Here is a 20612-nt window from a genome sequence, read left to right as displayed (position 1 = left end):
GCGCGCGCCGCGGGGGAGACCCTCGCGCCGGCCGGCCCCGAAGATGTGCCAGAGTTGCCACGTCCCGGCGGTGAGCACGTACCGTACGGCGGACAGGCGTGAGCGCCGGGACCGGGACATCGGGAAGGGGCAGCCGGGTTGACCACGCACGCACCGCACGCACCGCATTCAGCTCAGGGGCCGCACACACCGCACGCGGACCGGGCGGCGCAGGCCGTGACGCTTCCGACCACGCTCGACGAGGCCGTGGCGGCGCTCGCCGCCATGCCCGCCGCCGTGCCCGTGGCCGGCGGAACCGACCTCATGGCGGCCGTCAACGCGGGCCTGTTGCGGCCCGCCGCGCTGGTCGGTCTCGGCCGGATCAGCGAGATCCGCGGCTGGCAGTACCAGGACGGGCACGCGCTCCTCGGCGCGGGCCTGACCCACGCCCGGATGGGACGGCCCGACTTCGCCGCCCTGATCCCGGCGCTGGCCGCCGCCGCGCGCGCCGCGGGCCCGCCGCAGATCCGCAACGCCGGCACCCTCGGCGGGAACATCGCCACGGCCGCCCCGACCGGTGACGCGCTGCCCGTGCTGGCCGCGCTCGAAGCGGTCCTGGTCATCGTCGGCCCCGGCGGCGCGCGCCGCGAGATCCCCGTCTCCCACCTGCTGGCCGGCCGCGAGATGCTCCGCGGCGGCGAACTCATCGGCTTCGTACGGGTGCCCCTGTTGCACGCGCCGCAGGTCTTCCTGAAGGCGACCGGGCGTACGGGGCCGGGGCGCGCGGTGGCGTCCGTGGGCCTCGTGCTGGACCCCGCGCGCCGGGGCGTGCGGTGCGCGATCGGCGCGGTGGCCCCGATGCCGCTGCGCCCGTTGGAGGCCGAGCAGTGGGTGGCCTCGCTGATCGACTGGGACGGGGAGCGGACGCTGGCCCCCGAGGCGCTGGAGGCCTTCGGCGAGTACGTCGCCGCGGCCTGCGTGCCCGACCAGGGGGAACCCGTCTCCTCCGGTGTACTGCATCTGCGGCGGACGGTGGCCGTGCTGGCGCGCAGGGCCCTGGGGAGGGCACTGACCTCATGAGCGGGAACGAGAACGTGAGCGGAACGACGGGCGACGGCGCCGGCTGGGGCTGGGAGCCGGTCCCGCACGGGGGCGAGTACGACAACGAGGCCACGGCCTTCGTGAAGCTGCCGCAGGAGATGCTGGACGCGCTCGACACCGGGGAGCCGCTGGCCGCGCCCGGACACGGGTACGCGCCGCCACCGATGATCGTGCCGCTCGGTTCCGGCAGCGCGGACCCCACCGCCACCGGTACCTGGACGATGCCCGTGCAGTGGCCCGAGGCGGGCGGGGCGTCCGCCCCGGCGGCCCCGGCCGCGCCGGCCCGCACCCCGATCCCGGCGTCCATCCCGCTGCCGGCCTCGGTGGCCGCGGTCTTCGCCGACCGGGGTCGCGAGACGGCCCCGGAGCAGGACCGTGATCCCTACGCGAACGCCGCCGTTCCGGCTCCCGCTCCCGCGGTCGACCCGGACCCGAGCGCGACGGCCGAGTGGCACTTCCCCGAGGCGGTCCAGCACGCGGAGCACGTCGAGCACACCGAGCACGTCGACCACACCGCGCACGCGGAGCACGTCGAGCACACCGAGCACGTCGACCACACCGCGCACGCGGAGCACGTCGAGCACACCGCGCACGCCGGGTACACCGGGCACGTCGAGGGGCACGGCGCGACCGGGCAGTGGACGTTGCCGACGGACGCCGCGGGCTTCCCGCCCGCCGAGGCGTACGCGCCCTACGGCGGCCACCCCGGCGCTCCGGCGGACCGGGCGTACGCCCCCGCCCCGGCCGATCCGTCGGCCGGGGAGCGGGCCGACCTCTGGGGCCACGGCCCGGACGCGACGGCCCCGCCGGTCGGCGACGCCGCGCCGTGGACCGGCTCCGAGACGCTGATGACCTCCGGAGTGCTGCCCGGCGAGGCCGCGCCCGTGCGCGGCCCCAGGGTGCTCGGCGGTCCCGGCGTGGGCACCCCGCTGCCGGAGGGCCACGCGGGGACGACCGGCCCGGAGCCGGAGGCGGTCCCGCACGCGGCCCCGGACATCGAAGCCGCCCACGGCCCGGCGGACACGCCGGTCGAGGGCGAGCGCCCGCGCCCGGTGGACGCGGGCGAAGCCGCCGGGCACGCCCACGACCCCGGACCGGGGGCGGAACCGGACCGCGAGCCGGGGTACGGCCCCGGGGAGGGGCCGGGCCACACCCTCGGGCAGGGGCAGTCCTTCGCGGAGGCGGCCGAGGCGGCCGAGGCCGCGCCGGTCGAGCCGGCCCCGGCCGCGCCGACCGACCCGCCGGCGGGGCCGTCGGTGCCCGAGGAGGCGCCGGTCGCGCAGGCGCCGGACGCGGAGGCCCCCGACCTCGCGGTGACCGTGCCGCACGAGGGCGACGCCGAAGGGACCCCGGGCCGGGGGGCGACGTACGAGGACCTGGACGAGGGCGCCCCCGCCGTCGCCCAGCACGAACACCCGGCGGCCTCCTACGTCCTGCGCGTCAACGGCGCCGACCGGCCCGTCACCGGCGCCTGGATCGGCGAGTCCCTGCTGTACGTGCTGCGCGAGCGCCTCGGCCTCGCCGGCGCCAAGGACGGCTGCTCCCAGGGGGAGTGCGGCGCCTGCGCCGTACAGGTCGACGGCCGGCTCGTCGCCTCCTGCCTGGTCCCGGCGGCCACGGCGGCGGGCAGCGAGGTGCGCACCGTCGAGGGGCTCGCGACCGACGGGGAACTGTCGGACGTGCAGCAGGCGTTGTGCAGGTCGGGCGCGGTGCAGTGCGGATTCTGCGTGCCCGGCATGGCCATGACGATCCACGACCTGCTGGAGGGCAACCACGCCCCCAGCGACCTGGAGACCCGCCAGGCGCTGTGCGGCAACCTCTGCCGCTGCTCCGGCTACAAGGGCGTCATGGAAGCCGTCCGTGACGTCGTCGCGGAGCGGGAGGCCGCGCAGGCCGCCGCCGCGGAACAGCAGGCACAGGACCGGCAGGCCGCCGACGCCGCCGCGGCGGGCGGGACCGGCGCCGAACCGCGCATCCCGCACCAGGCACCGCCCGGCGAGGGCGGCGTCCACGGCCACGGCGCGGGCGTCGCATACGGGCAGTCGGCCGAGTACGGGCAGTCGGCCGAGTACGGCGCGGGCGTCGGGCACGGCCAGGGCGTCGAGTACGGCGCGGGCGCCGAGTACGGCCAGGGCGTCGAGCACGGCGCGGGCGCCGCGTACGGGCAGGGCGTCGAGCACGACGGCGGCGGCGAGCACGACGGCGGCACCACGGGGATCCACCACAACGGAGGCATGGCGTGAGCGGGCACGACGCGGCCACGGCGACGACGAGCGTCACCACGGTCGCCGCCGCCCCCGAGGGGGACCAGCCGCCGCCGCTGCGCGGCATCGGGGCCTCCGTACCGGCGGCCGACGCCCGCGCCAAGACCGAGGGCACCTTCCCCTACGCCGCCGACCTGTGGGCCGAGGGCCTGCTGTGGGCCGCCGTGCTGCGCTCCCCGCACGCCCACGCCCGCATCCTCTCCGTCGACACCTCGGCCGCCGCCGAGATGCCCGGCGTACGCGCCGTCATCACCCACGCCGACGTCCCCGGCGCCACCACCCACGGCCGCCGCATCGCCGACCGGCCGGTCTTCGCCCACGACGTGGTGCGCCACCACGGCGAGCCCATCGCCGCCGTCGCCGCCGACCACCCCGACACGGCGCGCCTCGCCGCCGCCGCCATCGCCGTCGAGTACGAGCTGCTCGACGCCGTCACCGACCCCGAACAGTCCTTCGGCGCGGTCCCGCTGCACCCCGACGGCAACCTCATCCGCCACATCCCGCTGCGCTACGGAGACCCCGAGGCGACCGGCGAGGTCGTCGTCGAGGGCCTCTACCGCATCGGCCGCCAGGACCCCGCGCCCATCGGCGCCGAGGCCGGGCTCGCCGTACCGCGACCCGACGGCGGCGTGGAGATCTACACCGCCTCCACCGACCCGCACACCGACCGCGACCTCGCCGCCGCCTGCTTCGGCCTCGACCCGGACCGGGTGCGCGTCGTCGTCACCGGCGTCCCGGGCGCCACCGCCGACCGCGAGGACGCCGCCTTCCAGCTCCCGCTCGGGCTGCTCGCGCTGCGCACCGGCCACCCGGTGAAGCTGGCCGCCACCCGCGAGGAGTCCTTCCTCGGCCACGCCCACCGCCACCCCACCCTGCTGCGCTACCGCCACCACGCGGACGCGGAGGGCCGCCTCGTCAAGGTCGAGGCCCAGATCCTGATGGACGCGGGCGCCTACGCCGACTCCTCGGCGGAGTCCCTGGCGGCGGCGGTCGCCTTCGCCTGCGGCCCGTACGTCGTCCCCCACGCCTTCGTCGAGGGCTGGGCCGTGCGCACGAACAACCCCCCGTCGGGGCACGTGCGCGGCGAGGGCGCGATGCAGGTCTGCGCGGCCTACGAGGGCCAGATGGACAAGCTCGCGGCGGCGCTCGGCATCGACGGCGCGGAGCTGCGCCTGCGCAACGTCCTCGCCACCGGCGACCTGCTGCCCACCGGCCAGACCGTCACCTGCCCGGCCCCCGTGGCCGAACTGCTCCAGGCGGTCCGGGACTTCCCGCTGCCCTCCCTGCCCAAGGACACCCCGGAGGAGGAGTGGCTGCTGCCCGGAGGCCCCGAGGGCGCGGGCGAACCGGGCGCGGTGCGGCGCGGCGTCGGCTACGGCGTCGGCATGGTCCACATGCTCGGCGCGGAGGGCGCCGACGAGGTCTCCACGGCCACGGTGAAGGTCGTCGGCGGCACCGCCACCGTCATCTGCGCGGCCGTCGACACCGGCCAGGGCTTCGCGACCCTCGCCCGCCAGATCGTCCAGGAGGTCCTGGGCGTGGACGAGGTGGCGACGGCCCCCGTCGACACCGACCAGCCGCCGGCCGGCCCCTCCGCGCACGGCCGGCACACCTGGGTGTCGGGCGGCGCGGTCGAGCGGGCGGCCAAGATGGTCCGTACGCAACTGCTGACGCCGATGGCCGCCAAACTCGGCATGTCCACGGAACTCCTACAGATCGCGGACGGCCGCATCACCTCCTACGACGGGGCCTTCTCCATGTCCGTCGCGGAGGCGATAGAGGGCAAGGAGCTCTGGGCCACGGCCCAGTGCCGCCCCCACCCGACGGAGCCGCTGGACGCGGACGGCCAGGGCGACGCCTTCGTCGGCCTCGCCTTCTGCGCGATCCGCGCGGTCGTCGACGTCGACATCGAACTGGGCTCGGTACGGGTCGTGGAGCTGGCCGTGGCCCAAGACGTCGGCCGCGTCCTCAACCCCCGGCAGCTGGAGGCCCGCATCGAGGCGGGCGTCACCCAGGGCGTCGGCGCGGCCCTCACGGAGAACCTCCGCTCGGTCGCCGGCCTGGTGCGCCACCCCGACCTGACGGGCTACGCCCTGCCGACGTCGCTGGACGCCCCGACGGTGCGGATCGTGCGGCTCGTCGAGGAGCGGGACGTGGTGGCCCCGTTCGGGGCGAAGGCGGCGAGCGCGGTGCCGGTCGTGACGACCCCGGCCGCGGTGGCCTCCGCGGTCCGCGCCGCCACGGGCCGCCCGGTGAACCGGATCCCGATCCGCCCCTCGGCCGCCGTGGCCCCACCCCACCCCACCCCCCAGGCCTGACCCCGCCCCGGCCCCGCCCGGGCGGGTCGGGTCGGGCACGACGGGTCGGCCGGCGCGCTCGTACCGGTCAACCGAGACGGGCACGCAGAAGGGCGGCACCCCGGGAAGGGTGCCGCCCTGTCGTTCTGCCTGGTCAGGGGCAGGAGAGGCCGTGACCGGAATCGAACCGGCGTAACTCGCTTTGCAGGCGAGTCCCTCAACCACTCGGGCACACGGCCGTGGCGGGTGGTGCGAGTACGAACGTACGGGGGCCCGGGTGGGTGGGGAAGGGGGGCGGGCGGGGCGCAACGCGACTGCCACGCCGCGTTCACAGTGGAGGGTCCTCGGCGTGGGGACCTAGGTCCCCCGGTCCCTCGATCTCCGTCGAACGGACAGGGTCGATCCCGGGCTACGCACCTTACGCTGGGGCGATGAGCGCCCTTGAACCCCGCGTGCCGAGCGGGCCCGAGACCCCCGAGAAGCCCCTCCCCGCCCCTTCGGTCGCCGCCGGCGGCCCGAGCGGGAGCGGGATCCTGGGTGCGGCGTACCGGGCGCTCAGCATCGGGATCGTCTCCGTCGTCTTCCTCATCGCCTTCGAGGCCACCGCCGTCGGCACCGCCATGCCCGTCGCGGCCCGCGAGCTCGACGGGGTCGGCCTGTACGCCTTCGGGTTCTCCGCCTACTACACGACCAGCCTCTTCGGCATGGTCCTGTCCGGCCAGTGGGCCGACCGGCAGGGCCCGCTGCGCCCGCTCACCGTCGGGATCGCCGCCTTCGCCGCCGGACTGGTGTGCTCCGGGACCGCCGGGGTGATGGGGGTCTTCGTCCTCGGCCGGGCGGTGCAGGGCCTCGGCGGCGGCCTGGTGATCGTCGCCCTGTACGTGGTGGTCAGCCGCGCCTACGAGGAACGGCTGCGCCCCGCGATCATGGCGGCCTTCGCCGCGAGCTGGGTGGTGCCCTCGATCGTCGGACCGCTCGCCGCCGGAACGGTCACCGAGCACCTCGGCTGGCGGTGGGTGTTCCTCGGGATCCCGGCGCTGGTCGTCGTGCCGCTGTGCGTGGCGCTGCCCGCGATACGCCGGACCGCCTCCGGCCCCGTCGATCCGAACGCCCCGGCCGCCGCCCTCGACGGCCGTCGCATCCGGCTCGCCCTCGGGATCTCCGCCGGCGCCGGGCTGCTCCAGTACGCCGCCCAGGACCTGCGGTGGCTGTCCCTGCTGCCCGCTCTTGCCGGAGCGGCCCTGCTCGTGCCCGCCGTCCGGGGTCTGCTGCCGCGCGGCACCTACCTGGCCCGGCGCGGGCTTCCGTCGGTGGTGCTGCTGCGCGGGGTGGCGGCGGGGTCGTTCATCGGCGCGGAGAGCTTCGTACCGCTGATGCTGGTCACCCAGCGCGGCATGAGCCCGACGCTGGCCGGCTTCTCGCTCGCGCTCGGCGGGGTGACCTGGGCGCTCGGTTCCTGGGTGCAGTCCCAGGGGCGGATGGCGCCCCACCGGGAGCGGCTGATGGTCGCCGGCATGGTGATGGTGGCCTTCGCCATCGCGGCGGCGCCGGCGGTGCTGATCGAGTCGGTCCCGGTGTGGGTCCTGGCGCCGGCCTGGGCGGTGGGCTGCCTCGGCATGGGCCTGGTCATCGGCTCGACCAGCGTGCTGCTGCTGAAGCTGTCCCCGCCCGAGGCGGCGGGCACGAACTCCGCCGCGCTCCAGATCTCCGACGCGCTGGCCAACGTGGTGCTGCTCGCCGGCGTCGGGGCCGCCTTCGCCGCGCTCGGCGGGGCGGCCGTCGGCGCCGGGCACTCCCTGGCCGAGGGCGGCGCCGGGGCCTCGCACCCGGCGGCCTTCCTGGCCGTGTTCCTCCCGATGTCCGCCGTCGCCCTGGCCGGTGCCTGGATCGCGGGCCGTCTGGACCCGGTCCCCGCCGGGGCGGCGCGGCCGCGGGGCGCGGGTCCGGGGCCCGCGTAAAGGGGAGGAGAACGTCGTCGACCTCGCCTGGGGTCCGGCCATGACCTCCTTCGCCCTCCCGCTCACCGAGGACGAGCTCTCCCGGCTCGCCGACCTCGCCGACGCCACCGGCCGCACCCCGCGGGAACTCGCCGCGGACGCCGTGCGCGCCCTGCTGCGCGCCGAGCGCGAGCGGGTGGCCGCCGAGGCGGCCCGGCTCGCGCTGCGGCACGCCCCGCTCCTGGAGAGGCTCGGCCGGTGAGCCGCGCCACGGCCCCGGTGCGCCACCTCACCCTCGCCGAGGTCCTCGACCTGGCCCGGCACGCCTGCCTGGCCCTGGACCAGAGCGTCGAGCTGCGCGCGCCCGGTCTGCTGGAGTCGGCGGTGCACCGGCCGAGGGCCCGGATGTACGGGACGCCGGCCTACGCGGACCTCTACGAACAGGCGGCCGCGCTGCTCCACGCCATCGCCACGAACCACCCCCTCGTCGACGGCAACAAGCGCACCGCCTGGCTCGCCGCCGCCACCTTCCTGGCCGTGAACGGAGTGGATCTCGGCGAGGTGGACCAGGAGGCCGCGTACGCGCTGGTCATCGACGTGGCGGCCGGTCGCGAGGGCGATGTTGCCTTGATCGCCCGGAGGTTGGGTTCCATGTGACGCTCGCCGCACGTGCCGAGGTCACGGGCCTGTCCCTCGCCGGGGGGCGGGCCCGGGCCGGTAAGGTGGCCCGGTTGTCCTACGTACGACCGCCACCGAGAGCACGAACCGGAGACCGTGACTACTACCGCCTCCCACCACCTCTCACCCGCCTTCCCCGGCCGTGCGCCGTGGGGCACCGCCAGCAAGCTGCGTGCCTGGCAGGAGGGTGCCCTCAACCGGTACATCGAGACGCAGCCGCGGGATTTCCTCGCGGTCGCGACCCCCGGTGCCGGCAAGACCACCTTCGCGCTGACCCTCGCGTCCTGGCTGCTGCACCACCACGTGGTCCAGCAGGTGACCGTCGTCGCGCCGACCGAACACCTGAAGAAGCAGTGGGCGGAAGCCGCCGCCCGCATAGGCATCCGGCTCGATCCGGAGTACTCCGCCGGGCCGCTGAGCAAGGACTATCACGGGGTCGCCGTCACCTACGCGGGTGTCGGCGTCCGCCCGATGCTGCACCGCAACCGGTGCGAGCAGCGCAAGACCCTGGTGATCCTCGACGAGATTCACCACGCCGGTGACTCGAAGTCCTGGGGCGAGGCCTGCCTGGAGGCCTTCGACCCGGCCACCCGGCGCCTGGCCCTGACCGGCACCCCCTTCCGGTCCGACACCAACCCGATCCCCTTCGTCACGTACGAGGAGGGCAACGACGGGATCCGCCGGTCCTCCGCCGACTACACCTACGGCTACGGGAACGCGCTCGGCGACGGCGTCGTGCGGCCCGTGATCTTCCTGTCCTACAGCGGCAACATGCGCTGGCGCACCAAGGCGGGCGACGAGATCGCGGCCCGTCTCGGCGAGCCGATGACCAAGGACGCCATCTCGCAGGCCTGGCGCACCGCGCTCGACCCGCGCGGCGACTGGATGCCGAACGTGCTGCGCGCGGCCGACCAGCGGCTCACGGAGGTCAGGAAGGGCATCCCCGACGCGGGCGGGCTCGTCATCGCCGCCGATCAGGACGCGGCGCGCGCGTACGCCAAGCTGATCCGCGAGATCACCGGCACGAAGGCGACCGTCGTCCTGTCCGACGACACCGGGGCCTCGAAGAACATCGACACCTTCAGCGCGAACAACGACCGCTGGATGGTCGCGGTCCGCATGGTGTCCGAGGGCGTCGACGTGCCCCGCCTCGCGGTGGGCGTGTACGCGACGACGATCTCGACCCCGCTGTTCTTCGCGCAGGCCGTCGGCCGCTTCGTGCGATCGCGCAGGCGCGGTGAGACCGCGTCCGTGTTCCTTCCCACAATCCCCTACCTCCTCGGCTTCGCGAACGAGATGGAGGTCGAGCGCGACCACGTCCTCGACAAGCCGAAGAAGAAGGGCGAGGAGGACCCCTACGCCGAGTCCGAGAAGGAGATGGACGAGGCGAACCGGCAGGAGGACGAGGACACCGGCGAGGACGAGCAGATGTCCTTCGAGGCGCTGGAGTCCGACGCCGTCTTCGACCGGGTCCTCTACGACGGCGCCGAGTTCGGCATGCAGGCGCACCCGGGCAGCGAGGAGGAGCAGGACTACCTCGGCATCCCCGGGCTGCTGGAGCCGGACCAGGTGCAGATGCTGCTCCAGAAGCGGCAGTCGCGGCAGATCGCGCACAGCCGGCGCAGGCCGGACGAGCAGGCGGACCTGCTGGAGCTGCCGGCCGAGCGGCGGCCCGTGGTGTCGCACAAGGAGCTGCTGGAGCTGCGCAAGTCGCTGAACACGATGGTGGGCGCGTACGTCCACCAGAGCGGCAAGCCGCACGGGGTGATCCACACCGAGCTGCGCCGGGTGTGCGGCGGCCCGCCGAGCGCGGAGGCGACGGCGGGCCAGCTCAAGGAGCGGATCAAGAAGGTGCAGGAGTGGGCCACCCGGATGCGGTGAGTCCGCCGGCCCGTCCGTGGGCGAGGCCGGGAGGGAACGGGGTCCGTGCGCGGTGCGCGCGGACCCCGTTCTCGTCCCGCGTGGGTCAGGAGGTGACGCGGCGACGACGGCCGGTGCCGGCGACCAGGGCGGCGCCCATGGCCAGGGCCACACCGCCGGCGCCGAGCGCCCAGGTGGTGGCGGCGTCGGAACCGGTCTCGGCGAGCTCCCCGCCGGTGTGGGTACCGGTACCGGTGCCCGTGCCGGTGGTGCCACCGCCGTTGTTGTCGACGATCGGCGTGGTGGTGCCGCCGCCGTTGGGCTTGGTGTTGTTGTTGCCGCCACCGGTGTTGCCGTTGTTACCGGTGTTGCCGCCGGTGTTGCCACCGCCGTTGTTGCCGCCGCTGCCGGCCTTCTTCAGCACGGCGCGGGCGAAGTTGGTGTCGGAGAAGATCTCCTCGCCCTGGACGTTGCTCCAGCCGACCGCGGCGAGCGCGAACTCGGTGCCGGGGGCGTCCTTGGCGAACTTCAGGCGCAGCTTGAGGTCGAACTTGTCGCCCTTCTCGATGGAGCCGCGGCCGAAGTCCAGCGCGAAGGCGTCCTGCTCGCCCTCCGCCTCGACCGGGTACCAGCCCCACTTGCCGTTCTCGTCGGGCAGGTACACCTCCAGGGAGATGTGGCCCGACTTGAACTCGGTCGTGCGGGTCAGCAGGTTCAGACCGAGGCTGTAGTCCTCCAGGTCCTCGCCGTCGGAGTTGTCCACGACCAGGGTGAACTCCTTCCAGCCGGTGCCGGCCGTGAAGGAGGACGGGACGTCCTTGAGGGTGAGCTTCGGGCCGTTGGCCTCCCACTCCGCGCCGTCGAGGGCCTCCTCGGCGATCTTGGCGTCCGAGGCGGCCTTCTCCGGGCTCGGGGCCGGGACCGGCGCCGGGAAGACCGGGGGCACCAGGGGCGGGGTGACGACCGGCGTCTGCACGCCCGGGGTCTCCACCTTGGTCGGTTCCTCGGCGGCCGGCTTCTCGGCCGGGGCCTGCTCGGCGGGCGTCTCGGCGGGCGTCTCGACCTTCGCCGGGGTCTCGGCCTTCGCGGGCGTCTCGGCCTTCGCGGGCGCCTCGGCGGCCGGGGCGGCGTCCTCCTTCGGAGCCGCGTCCGGGGTCGTGACCGCCGGGTTCTGTACCTCGTCCGCCATCGCGGGCGTGGCCATGAGGACCGTCGGGCCCACCACGGCGGCGGCGGCGACGACGGCCATGCGCTTCAGCTTCACTCGTACTTCTTTCCCCTACGTGTGCTTCGGGCGGCTGTAGCCGCCTTCCGCCCACCCCCAACGTCTTTTTGAACACGATCAGAGTAATGGGCGTGTAAAGCGATTTTCGGCCCGGGGAGATTACGAATTGACACATGCGCGCGCGGAAACGCGCACAAACCGGCAGTTGGCGCCCGGATTCTGGACGAGGCCTTCCGCTGAGCGGACCCGCTCGCTACTGTCCCCGCATCGAACGCCCCGTGGCAGCGCCGCCGCGGGAGCGCAGCCGGTGCCATGGCCGCTACCGGCGGCCTCTCCGTGCGTCGCCGAGGGACCGGCAGCGCTCCGCCTCGCGAGAGTCACCGCCGCCCACATACACAGAGGGAGAGGCGTCGTGACCGCGGAGACCTCCCAGACTCTCGACCGAGGACTCAGAGTCCTCAAGCTGCTCGCCGACACCGACCACGGTCTGACCGTCACCGAGCTGTCCAACCGTCTCGGTGTGAACCGCACCGTCGTCTACCGGTTGCTCGCCACCCTGGAACAGCACGCCCTGGTCCGCCGCGACCTCGGCGGCCGGGCCCGGGTCGGCCTCGGCGTGCTGCGGCTGGGCCGACAGGTCCACCCGCTGGTGCGCGAAGCCGCGCTGCCCGCGCTGCGCTCGCTCGCCGAGGACATAGGCGCCACCGCGCACCTGACCCTCGTGGACGGCTCCGAGGCGCTCGCCGTCGCCGTCGTGGAGCCCACCTGGACCGACTACCACGTCGCCTACCGGGCCGGCTTCCGTCACCCGCTGGACCGCGGCGCGGCCGGCCGGGCCATCCTGGCCGCCCGCCAGGGCACGCTCATCGACCCCGGGTACACGCTGACCCACGGGGAACTCGAAGCGGGCGCCAGCGGCGCCGCCGCCCCGCTCGTCGGGATCACCGGCCTGGAGGGCAGCGTCGGCGTGGTCATGCTGGCCGACGCCGTGCCCGAACGCGTCGGCCCGCGCGTGGTCGACGCGGCGCGCGAGGTCGCCGACGCACTGCGCTGAGGCGGGCCGGGCGGCGCGGGTCGGTAGATTGGCGGGGTGCTCTCTCGCCTCACACGTCTGCCGCGTCCCGCCGCCCTGGCCGTCTGCGCCGCGCCCCTGCTCGGCCTGTTCGCCGTCGCCGCCCTCGCACCGCTGCCCTTCGTGATCGCGCAGCCCGGACTCACGGCCGACGTGCTCGGGGCGAAGGACGGCAAACCCGTCATCGTCGTCACGGGCGCCCCCACCCGGGAGACGAAGGGCCAACTGCGGATGACGACCATCCAGGCCACCGGCCCGTCCTCCACGGTGCGGCTGCCGCAACTCCTCGACCACTGGTTCGACGGCAGCCGGGCGGTCATGCCCAAGGAGGCCGTCTACCCCTCCGGCGGGAGCGACCGGGAGATCGAGGAACACAACCTGGAGGAGATGACCAGGTCCCAGTCGGACGCCGCCGAGGCCGCGCTCGGATACCTCCGCAAGGACCCGAAGGACGTCAAGGTCGCGCTCAACCTCGCCGACGTCGGCGGACCCAGCGCAGGACTCCTCTTCTCCCTCGGCATCATCGACAAGCTCGACGGCGACGGCAGCGGCGGCGACCTCACGGGCGGGCGCAACATCGCCGGTACGGGGACCATCGCCGCCGACGGCCGGGTCGGCGCGGTGGGCGGGGTCGCGCTGAAGACGCAGGCCGCGCACCGCGACGGGGCGACCGTCTTCCTCGTGCCGATGGACGAGTGCTCCGACGCCCGCACCGACCTGCCCGAGGGCCTGCGGCTGATCCCCGTCACGACCCTGACGGACGCCGTGAACTCCCTGCGGGCGCTGAATCGCGGCGGCACCGTCCCGACGTGCTGACGGGCGCCGGGGCCGGGGTCGGCCCCGGGGGCGGCGCGGGGACGGCAGGACGCCGGACCGGCGCACCGCCGTCCAGGCCGCGCCAGGACGGGAAGACCAGCGGGGTCAGCGTCGTCACCAGGTAGACGCCGCCGAAGAGGAGCAGCGCCGCCGTCAGGCCCGCCCCGTCGACCAGGAGGCCGGCGGCGAGTCCGCCCATCGGCATGGCCAGCTCGCTGCCCGCCGTGCTCACGCCGGCGACCCGGCTGCGCATCTCCTCCGGGACGTGCTCGTACACGACCGTGGTCAGGATGGGATTGAGCACGCCCGCGCCCAGACCCGCCAGCGCCATGGTGACCGCCAACGGCAGCGGGGTGTCGGTGAAGGCGGCGACCGCGTACCGGGTGGTGCCGCAGAGCAGGAACGCTCCCGTGAACACCGCCCGCCGGGGGAAGCGCTCGCCCCACGTTCCGTAGAGCAGGGCCCCCAGCAGCGCGAAGCCGCCGAAGAGGGACACCATCAGGCCCAAGGCGCCGGCGCCGCCGAGGGCCCGCTCCCCGTGCACGGGGAGCAGGACGGCTGACCAGCCCTGGTCGAGGCCGTTGGTCACCATCACCATCACGGTGATGCCGAGCAGCAGCCGGGAGCGCGTCAGGAACCGCAGACCCTCCATGAGTTCGGCCCGGTAGGAGGCGAACGAGACCTCGCGCGGGAAGCGTTGGGGTTCGGCGGCCGGTACGCCGCGCACGAACGCGGCGACCAGCAGCGCGGAGAGCGCGAACGTGACCGCGTCCAGGAACAGGATCGTTTCCGCGCCGAAGGCGGCGATCAGCAGGCCGGACACCGCCGCCCCGATCATCCGGGCCCCGCGCGAGGCGGCGTCGTAGAGGCTCGCGGCGCGCGCGACCGTGGTACCCGCGTGCTCGGCGAGACTCGGCAGCAGCACGTGGCGCGCGGTGAGGCCGGGCGTGTGCACGAGCCCGCCGACCGCCATCAGCGCGCACAGCATCCAGAACTCCAACAGGCCCGCGTGGTACAGCAGCGGGATCGCGCCGACCGACAGGGCGCAGACGAGGTCGGAGAGGGCGGAGACCCGGCGGCGGCCGATCCGGTCGATGACCGGCCCGCCGACCAGGGCCGCCACGACGACCGGGAGGGTGGCGCAGAAGGCGACCACCCCGGCCCGGCCGGCGCTGCCGGTGGTCTGGAGCACGAACCACGGGACGCCGATGAGGGTGAGCGAACTTCCCGTGATGGAGATGGTGTTGGCGGCGAGGAGCGCCGCGAACGGCCGTCCGTTCACGCGGCGCGGCCCTGGAGGCGGGCGTGGAGGTGCGCGGGGCGCATCAGCCTGATCCCGGCGTGGACCAGGGCCTCGCCGACCCGGTTGCGCAGGGCGGTCAGGGCGGGGGAGGGGAGGGGCGGTGTGGGGGCGGCGGTGCGGGCCAGGTGCCGGGCGGCGGCCTCGGCGGCCAGTTCGGCGGCGCGGGCGGCGTGCGCGGCGGCGTACGTCTCGGGGTGCGGGAAGGCGTGCACGGCGGGACTCCTTCTGCGGGTGGGATCGCGGGTCAGGCCCCGGGGGGCGTCTTGCTCCTCCGGGGGAAGGCGTGCGTGTGGACGCGGACGGTCTCGGTGTCCTCGGACCGCGGCGCGTCCCGGTAGCTGTTGACCAGCTCGTGCATCCGCCGGATCAACTCGCGGCTCTGCGCGGGCGTCAGGCGCAGGGTGAAGTCGCTCATGTCGGAGGAGGTGGCGCGCCACTCCCGGGACCAGGAGTGGGAGTCGCCCAGCCAGGTGCTCAGCTCCTGGGTGTGGATCGTGGCGACCTCGTGCCGGAAGGCCGCCGCCGCGCCGCGGGTCTCGGGACTGTCGTCGTGCAGGAGGGTCTCGTCGAGGACGGTGCCGTCGTGGCTGGACCTCCACCAGCGCTCGCGGCCCTTGCCGTGTTCGGGAGCGTCCTCGACGAACCCGTGCGCGGCGAGTTGGCGCAGGTGGTAGCTGGTGGCTCCGCTGGACTCGCCGAGCGCAGCGGCCAGTTGGGAGGCGGTGGCCGGTCCGTCCTTGCGCAGGGTCGACAGCAGGCGCATGCGCAGGGGGTGCGCCAGGCCGCGCAGGGAACGGGCGTCGAGGGTGTGGACCGACTCCCCGATCGTTCCCGCGGGCTCGCGGTCCGGCTCGCGGTCCGGCTCGCGTTCGGGCTCGGGGACGCGTTCGGGCTCGGGCGCGTTCGCCGTGGGCTCGCTCTTCTCGGGCATGCCCCCACCGTACGAGTTGCAAAGACTTCTATGCAAGGGTTTCTTTGCATAGAAGTCTTTGCGTCGATTCAGCGGTCTCCGGCCGCCTGTTCCACCAGGGGGATGATCCGCAGGGGTACCGGGTTCTCCATGACGATCGCCGTCGAGGCGCGCACGATCCCCTCGAAGCCGACCACCCGGTCGATCACCCGCTGGAGGTCCGCGTTGGACCGCGCCACGAGTCGGCAGAGCATGTCCCCGTGCCCGGTCGTGGTGTGCAGCTCCAGCACCTCCGGCACCCCGTCGAGGTGCGCCCGTACGTCCGCCCCCTGCCCCTGTTTGATCTCCAGGGTGGCGAAGGCCGTCACCGGATAGCCCAGGGCCGTCGGGTCCACCTGCGGGCCGAAGCCGCGGATCACCCCGTTCGACTGGAGCCGGTCCAGCCGGGCCTGCACCGTGCCGCGCGCCACCCCGAGCCGGCGCGAGGCCTCCAGGACCCCGATCCGGGGCTCGCGCGCCAACAGGACGATGAGCCGGCCGTCGAGTTCGTCGATGCCCATGCGCGGGGTACCCGTACCTTCCTTGGAATGGCTGGTCATACTGCACAGATCTCTCAGTCATCCTGCGCCAGTGCTGGTCATTCTGTACAGCAGAAATGGAAACTATTGCGCAGCTTGTGGAAGGGCGGGAATCTGCGCTCATGACTGAGTCTCTGGCGAACCTCGAAACCACCCCGCAGACCGCGCGTGACGCCGACCCCTTCCCGGTGAAGGGCATGGACGCGGTCGTCTTCGCCGTGGGCAACGCCAAGCAGGCCGCGCACTACTACTCCACGGCCTTCGGCATGAAGCTCGTCGCCTACTCCGGACCGGAGAACGGCAGCCGCGAGACGGCCAGCTACGTCCTCACGAACGGCTCCGCGCGCTTCGTCCTCACCTCGGTCATCAAGCCGACGACGGACCACGGCCGCTTCATCGCCGAGCACGTCGCCGAACACGGCGACGGCGTGATCGACCTGGCGATCGAGGTCCCGGACGTCCGCGCGGCGTACGCCTACGCCGTCGAGCAGGGCGCGCGCGGCCTGGACGAGCCGTACGAGGTCAAGGACGAGAACGGCACCGTCGTCCTGGCGGCCATCGCCACCTACGGCCAGACCCGCCACACCCTCGTCGAGCGCGGCGACTACGACGGCCCCTACCTGCCGGGCTACGTGGCCGTCGACCCGATCGTGGCGCCGCCCGCCAAGCGCACCTTCCAGGCCATCGACCACTGCGTGGGCAACGTCGAGCTCGGCCGCATGAACGAGTGGGTCGCGTTCTACAACAAGGTCATGGGCTTCACCAACATGAAGGAGTTCGTCGGCGACGACATCGCGACCGAGTACTCGGCGCTGATGTCGAAGGTCGTCGCGGACGGCACCAAGAAGGTGAAGTTCCCGATCAACGAACCGGCGATCGCGAAGAAGAAGTCGCAGATCGACGAGTACCTGGAGTTCTACAACGGACCCGGCGTGCAGCACATCGCGCTCGCCTCGAACGACATCGTCGCGACCGTGCGCACCATGCGCGCCGCCGGCGTGCAGTTCCTGTCCGTGCCGGACACCTACTACGACACCCTCGGCGAGTGGGTCGGCGACACCCGCGTCCCGATCGACGAGCTGCGCGAGCTGAAGATCCTCGCCGACCGCGACGAGGACGGCTACCTGCTCCAGATCTTCACCAAGCCGGTCCAGGACAAGCCGACCGTCTTCTTCGAGATCATCGAGCGCCACGGGTCGATGGGCTTCGGCAAGGGCAACTTCAAGGCCCTGTTCGAGGCGATCGAGCGCGAGCAGGACAAGCGCGGCAACCTCTAGTCGCACGGCGCGGACGCCCCCGGAGCCCTGACGGGTGCCGGGGGCATCGGCGTGCGCGCGTACGGGGCGCCGGCCGGGACCGGGGACCGCCGGAGGGGACGGCCCCCGGTCCCGGCCGGCCCCGTGCCGTGGCCGCGCTCAGCCCGTCGCCGCGGGCTTCGCGCCCGCCGTGCCCGCCGTGGCCGTCGCGCCGTCCTTCGGGGGCTGCGCGGCCGGCTCCCGCTTCGGCTCCCGCTTCGCTTCCGGCTCCCGCTTCGGTTCCGGGGCCGGCTTCGGTTCCGGGGCCGGCTTCGGCTTCGGTCGGGGGTTCGCCCGGGGCATCTCCGGCGGGGTCCACGGCGTGGTCGGCCTCATGTGCTCCGGTCCGCCCGCCGGCGGCTGCCCGACGGCCTCCAGGGCCGCCTTCGCGAGCGGCGCGCGCACCGGCGAGAAGCGCGGATTGGTCCGCAGCGTCTCCTGGAGGTGGCGCCGCGCCGCCGCCTCGTCGCCGAGGCTCCGCTCGATCACCGCCCGGTGGTAGGAGAACTCCGCGCTCCGCAGCCCCTGCTCCGTGGCCTTCTTCGCGTACTCCAACGCCGAGGCGTCGTCCCCGGCCTTGTGCAGCGCCCACCCGAGGGCGTCGGCCACCTGCACGTTCCGGTGCCGCGTCCACTCCGCCGACAGGCGGCGCACCGCCCCGCCCGGATCCCCGTGGTCCGCCTCGTACAGGCCGAGCACCACCGACTCGTCGACCCCGTCGCGCCCGCCCCGCGCCGCCAGCACCGCCAGCCGCTCGTACGGGGCCCGGGCCTCCGCCTCCCGCCCGAGCGACTCCAGCAGCTCACCCAGTTCCAGCGCCAGGCGCGGCTCCGCCGCCCGGCCCAGCGCCAGCCGGTAGTCCCGTACGGCCTCCCCGCCGCGCCCCAGCCCGGCCAGCGCGCGGGCCCGCCCGCCCAGGGCCTCGGCCTGCGCCGGGTCCGTGCGCAGCGCGGCCTCGTACTGGGTCAGCGCCTCCGAGGTCTCCCCGCGCTCGAAGGACAGCTCCCCGAGCCGGAACAACACGTACGCCTTCTCCGCCGGCGAGCGGGCCGCGCCCGCCGCGTGCTCCAGGGAGACCACCGCGTCCTCGCGCCACCCCCGGTCCCGGTAGACCTGCGCGGCCCTCAGATGGGCCGCCAGACCCGGCCGGAGCTCCATCAGGCGCTCCATCGTGGACTGCGCGGCCTTGTAGTCGCCCAGACCCGCGTACGCGTCCACGAGGACCGGGTACGCCGTCCAGCGCCGCGGCGCCTGCGCCCGTACCAGCTCGCCCCACTTCTTCCCGGTGCCGAAGTCCCGACGGGCGTTGGCCAACGCGCCCATGCCCGTCATCGCGTCGAAGTTGCCCTTCTCGGCGGGCCGGACCTCCAGCGACCGCTTCAGCGCCTTCTCCGCCTTCGGGTACCAGCCCGAATCGGCCGTACGCCGCGCCTGTTCCAGGTACGCCGATCCGAGGACCGCCCACGAGGCGTCGTCGTCCGGATGCCCGGCGACCCACTTCTCCCGGTCCGCCACCAACGCCGTCACGTCCACCGCCGCCGCCGGGGCGCCGAGCCCCACCGCCGACGCGGCCCGTTCGCTCGGCCCCGGCGGGCGCGCGTCGTCGCCCGTACGGGCCGGGCGGATCAGCAGGGCCCCGGCGATCAGGACCACCGCCACCGCGGCCGCCACGACCGTCTTGCGGCCGGTGAAGGTCACGGGCGGCGCGGGCTGCTGCGCTTGCTCGTCGAATCCGTCCATGCGCTCACTGTGCGTCAATATGAAGAGACCGCCGAGGTGTCCGAACCCGCCGGCGGCCGTGTTCACACCGATGGCCCCGGCTGCCACCCTGGCCCCATGGATGACTCCGTGGACACCCCCGTGGACGAAGCACCCCCCACCCTCCCCGCACCCGTCGGGGAACTCCTCGCGCGACTGCGCGCGGGCATGCCGGCGGAGGCGGTCCTCACCGACCCCGCGGTGACCGCCTCCTACGCCCGCGACATGGCCGGCTTCTGCGCCGCCGGAACCCCGGCCGCCGTCGTCCTGCCCCGCACCGTGGAGCAGGTCCGACACGTCCTGCGCACCGCGACCGCCCTACGCGTCCCCGTCGTCCCCCAGGGCGCCCGTACGGGCCTGTCGGGGGCCGCCAACGCCACCGACGGGTGCGTCGTCCTCTCGCTCGTGAAGATGGACCGGATCCTGGAGATCGACACCGTCGACCGGATCGCCGTCGTCGAACCGGGCGTGGTCAACGCCGTGCTGTCGCGCGCCGTCGCCGAACGAGGCCTGTACTACCCGCCCGACCCCTCCAGCTGGGAGCAGTGCACGATCGGCGGCAACATCGGCACGGCCTCGGGCGGCCTGTGCTGCGTCAAGTACGGGGTCACCGCCGAGTACGTGCTCGGCCTCGACGTGGTGCTGGCCGACGGACGGCTGCTGCGCACGGGGCGCCGTACCGCCAAGGGCGTCGCCGGATATGACCTCACCCGGCTGTTCGTGGGGTCCGAGGGCAGCCTCGGCGTGGTCGTGGGCGCCGTGCTGGCGCTGAAGCCCGCCCCGCCCCGGCAGCTCGCGCTGGCCGCCGAGTTCCCCTCCGTCGCCGCCGCCTGCGCGGCCGTGTGCGCCGTCATGGAGGCGGGGCTGGCGCCCTCGCTGCTGGAGCTCATGGACCGTACGACCGTCCGCGCCGTCAACGCCCTCGGGAAGATGGGGTTGCCCGAGAGCACGGAGGCCCTGCTGCTGGCCGCGTTCGACACCCCGCACGCGCCCGCCGAACTCGCCGCCGTCGGGGAGCTGTGCGCGGCGGCCGGGGCCACCGCCGTCGTACCCGCCGAGGACGAGGCGGAGTCCGAACTGCTGCTCCAGGCCCGCCGGATGTCCCTGACCGCGCTGGAGGCCCTGCGCCCCGCGACGATGATCGACGACGTCTGCGTGCCCCGGTCGCGGCTGGCCGAGATGCTGGACGGGACGGCCGCGATCGCGCGGGAGTACGACCTCCTCATCGGCGTCTGCGCGCACGCGGGGGACGGGAACACCCACCCGGTCGTCTGCTTCGACCCCGCGGACGAGGACGAGACGCGGCGGGCCCGGGAGTCCTTCGACGCCATCATGGCCCTCGGTCTGGAACTCGGCGGGACCATCACCGGCGAACACGGGGTCGGGGTCCTGAAGAAGGAGTGGCTGGCGCGCGAACTCGGGCCGGTGGGAATGGAGATGCAGCGCGCCGTCAAGCGGGCCTTCGACCCGCTCGGACTGTTGAACCCGGGCAAGCTCTTCTGAGTCGGTCGTCGGCGGCGGCGGCGGCGGGGTCGGGGT

The 20612-nt window shown here is 74.4% G+C and carries 17 protein-coding genes and 1 tRNA gene; 11 read left to right on the top strand and 7 right to left on the bottom strand.

Going from position 1 to position 20612, the window contains the following annotated elements:
* Positions 1-138: 138 nt before the first annotated feature.
* From ACZ6ZI_RS04425 to ACZ6ZI_RS04415, 3 genes are read left to right on the top strand one after another with little or no spacing between them, the layout of a single operon-like run.
* Complete coding sequence (locus ACZ6ZI_RS04425; RefSeq protein ID WP_469515601.1) at positions 139-1059, top strand: FAD binding domain-containing protein; 921 nt, start codon at positions 139-141, stop codon at positions 1057-1059.
* Positions 1056-3323 (top strand): (2Fe-2S)-binding protein, encoded by a 2268-nt coding sequence (locus ACZ6ZI_RS04420; protein WP_469515598.1) that lies wholly within the window; start codon positions 1056-1058, stop codon positions 3321-3323. The genes ACZ6ZI_RS04425 and ACZ6ZI_RS04420 overlap by 4 nt, the downstream gene beginning before the upstream one ends.
* Complete coding sequence (locus ACZ6ZI_RS04415; RefSeq protein ID WP_469515596.1) at positions 3320-5662, top strand: xanthine dehydrogenase family protein molybdopterin-binding subunit; 2343 nt, start codon at positions 3320-3322, stop codon at positions 5660-5662. Before ACZ6ZI_RS04420 ends, ACZ6ZI_RS04415 begins: the two co-directional genes overlap by 4 nt.
* A 146-nt stretch (positions 5663-5808) precedes the next feature.
* Here ACZ6ZI_RS04415 and ACZ6ZI_RS04410 read toward each other — a convergent pair.
* Positions 5809-5880: transfer RNA gene (locus ACZ6ZI_RS04410), tRNA-Cys, on the bottom strand.
* A gap of 192 nt (positions 5881-6072) precedes the next feature.
* Between ACZ6ZI_RS04410 and ACZ6ZI_RS04405 the strand changes: the two genes are divergently transcribed.
* The 4 genes from ACZ6ZI_RS04405 to ACZ6ZI_RS04390 all read left to right on the top strand — a co-directional run bounded on the left by ACZ6ZI_RS04405 (position 6073) and on the right by ACZ6ZI_RS04390 (position 10137).
* The gene (locus ACZ6ZI_RS04405) at positions 6073-7599 is read left to right on the top strand and encodes an MFS transporter (protein WP_469515593.1); all 1527 of its coding nucleotides are present in this window, start codon (positions 6073-6075) and stop codon (positions 7597-7599) included.
* Between the two features lie 40 nt (positions 7600-7639).
* Complete coding sequence (locus tag ACZ6ZI_RS04400) at positions 7640-7840, top strand: hypothetical protein (RefSeq protein ID WP_469515591.1); 201 nt, start codon at positions 7640-7642, stop codon at positions 7838-7840.
* A complete protein-coding gene (locus ACZ6ZI_RS04395) occupies positions 7837-8235 on the top strand; it encodes a type II toxin-antitoxin system death-on-curing family toxin (protein ID WP_469515588.1) in 399 nt (132 codons plus the stop codon). The genes ACZ6ZI_RS04400 and ACZ6ZI_RS04395 overlap by 4 nt, the downstream gene beginning before the upstream one ends.
* 117 nt (positions 8236-8352) lie before the next feature.
* On the top strand, positions 8353-10137 hold the full coding sequence (locus tag ACZ6ZI_RS04390) for a DEAD/DEAH box helicase (RefSeq protein ID WP_363054517.1): 1785 nt from the start codon (positions 8353-8355) through the stop codon (positions 10135-10137).
* Between the two features lie 85 nt (positions 10138-10222).
* Here the strand turns inward: ACZ6ZI_RS04390 and ACZ6ZI_RS04385 are convergent, their stop codons facing one another.
* Positions 10223-11380, bottom strand: a complete 1158-nt coding sequence (locus ACZ6ZI_RS04385; protein WP_469515584.1) for a hypothetical protein — start codon at positions 11378-11380, stop codon at positions 10223-10225.
* A gap of 373 nt (positions 11381-11753) precedes the next feature.
* Between ACZ6ZI_RS04385 and ACZ6ZI_RS04380 the strand changes: the two genes are divergently transcribed.
* Together ACZ6ZI_RS04380 and ACZ6ZI_RS04375 are read left to right on the top strand one after the other, a co-directional pair.
* A complete protein-coding gene (locus tag ACZ6ZI_RS04380) occupies positions 11754-12395 on the top strand; it encodes an IclR family transcriptional regulator (protein ID WP_363054514.1) in 642 nt (213 codons plus the stop codon).
* Positions 12396-12431: 36 nt separating this feature from the next.
* A complete protein-coding gene (locus ACZ6ZI_RS04375) occupies positions 12432-13229 on the top strand; it encodes a YlbL family protein (protein WP_363054513.1) in 798 nt (265 codons plus the stop codon).
* On the opposite strand, the gene ACZ6ZI_RS04370 is transcribed toward ACZ6ZI_RS04375, so the two are convergent.
* The 4 genes from ACZ6ZI_RS04370 to ACZ6ZI_RS04355 form a co-directional block, all read right to left on the bottom strand.
* The gene (locus tag ACZ6ZI_RS04370) at positions 13159-14511 is read right to left on the bottom strand and encodes an MFS transporter (RefSeq protein ID WP_469515579.1); all 1353 of its coding nucleotides are present in this window, start codon (positions 14509-14511) and stop codon (positions 13159-13161) included. The genes ACZ6ZI_RS04375 and ACZ6ZI_RS04370 overlap by 71 nt on opposite strands.
* The gene (locus ACZ6ZI_RS04365; RefSeq protein WP_469515576.1) at positions 14508-14744 is read right to left on the bottom strand and encodes a hypothetical protein; all 237 of its coding nucleotides are present in this window, start codon (positions 14742-14744) and stop codon (positions 14508-14510) included. The genes ACZ6ZI_RS04370 and ACZ6ZI_RS04365 overlap by 4 nt, the downstream gene beginning before the upstream one ends.
* A gap of 32 nt (positions 14745-14776) precedes the next feature.
* Positions 14777-15463, bottom strand: coding sequence for an ArsR/SmtB family transcription factor (locus tag ACZ6ZI_RS04360; RefSeq protein ID WP_469515573.1), 687 nt, complete (start codon positions 15461-15463; stop codon positions 14777-14779).
* A 68-nt stretch (positions 15464-15531) separates the two neighbouring features.
* Entirely contained in the window at positions 15532-16002 is a 471-nt protein-coding gene (locus ACZ6ZI_RS04355; protein WP_363054512.1) for an Lrp/AsnC family transcriptional regulator, read from the bottom strand.
* A 140-nt stretch (positions 16003-16142) separates the two neighbouring features.
* Here ACZ6ZI_RS04355 and hppD point away from each other — a divergent pair, with 140 nt between their 5' ends.
* Positions 16143-17297 (top strand): 4-hydroxyphenylpyruvate dioxygenase, encoded by a 1155-nt coding sequence (gene hppD, locus ACZ6ZI_RS04350; RefSeq protein WP_469515570.1) that lies wholly within the window; start codon positions 16143-16145, stop codon positions 17295-17297.
* 138 nt (positions 17298-17435) lie between these two features.
* Here hppD and ACZ6ZI_RS04345 read toward each other — a convergent pair whose 3' ends face one another.
* The gene (locus tag ACZ6ZI_RS04345) at positions 17436-19055 is read right to left on the bottom strand and encodes a tetratricopeptide repeat protein (protein WP_469515568.1); all 1620 of its coding nucleotides are present in this window, start codon (positions 19053-19055) and stop codon (positions 17436-17438) included.
* Between the two features lie 186 nt (positions 19056-19241).
* Between ACZ6ZI_RS04345 and ACZ6ZI_RS04340 the strand changes: the two genes are divergently transcribed.
* Positions 19242-20576 (top strand): FAD-binding oxidoreductase, encoded by a 1335-nt coding sequence (locus ACZ6ZI_RS04340; RefSeq protein WP_469515870.1) that lies wholly within the window; start codon positions 19242-19244, stop codon positions 20574-20576.
* Positions 20577-20612 lie beyond the last annotated feature (36 nt).

This window comes from Streptomyces sp. NPDC103540 (genome assembly GCF_055584445.1).
The sequence above is the reverse complement of the archived record's forward strand: the minus strand, read 5'-3'. Positions and strand labels throughout refer to the sequence as shown.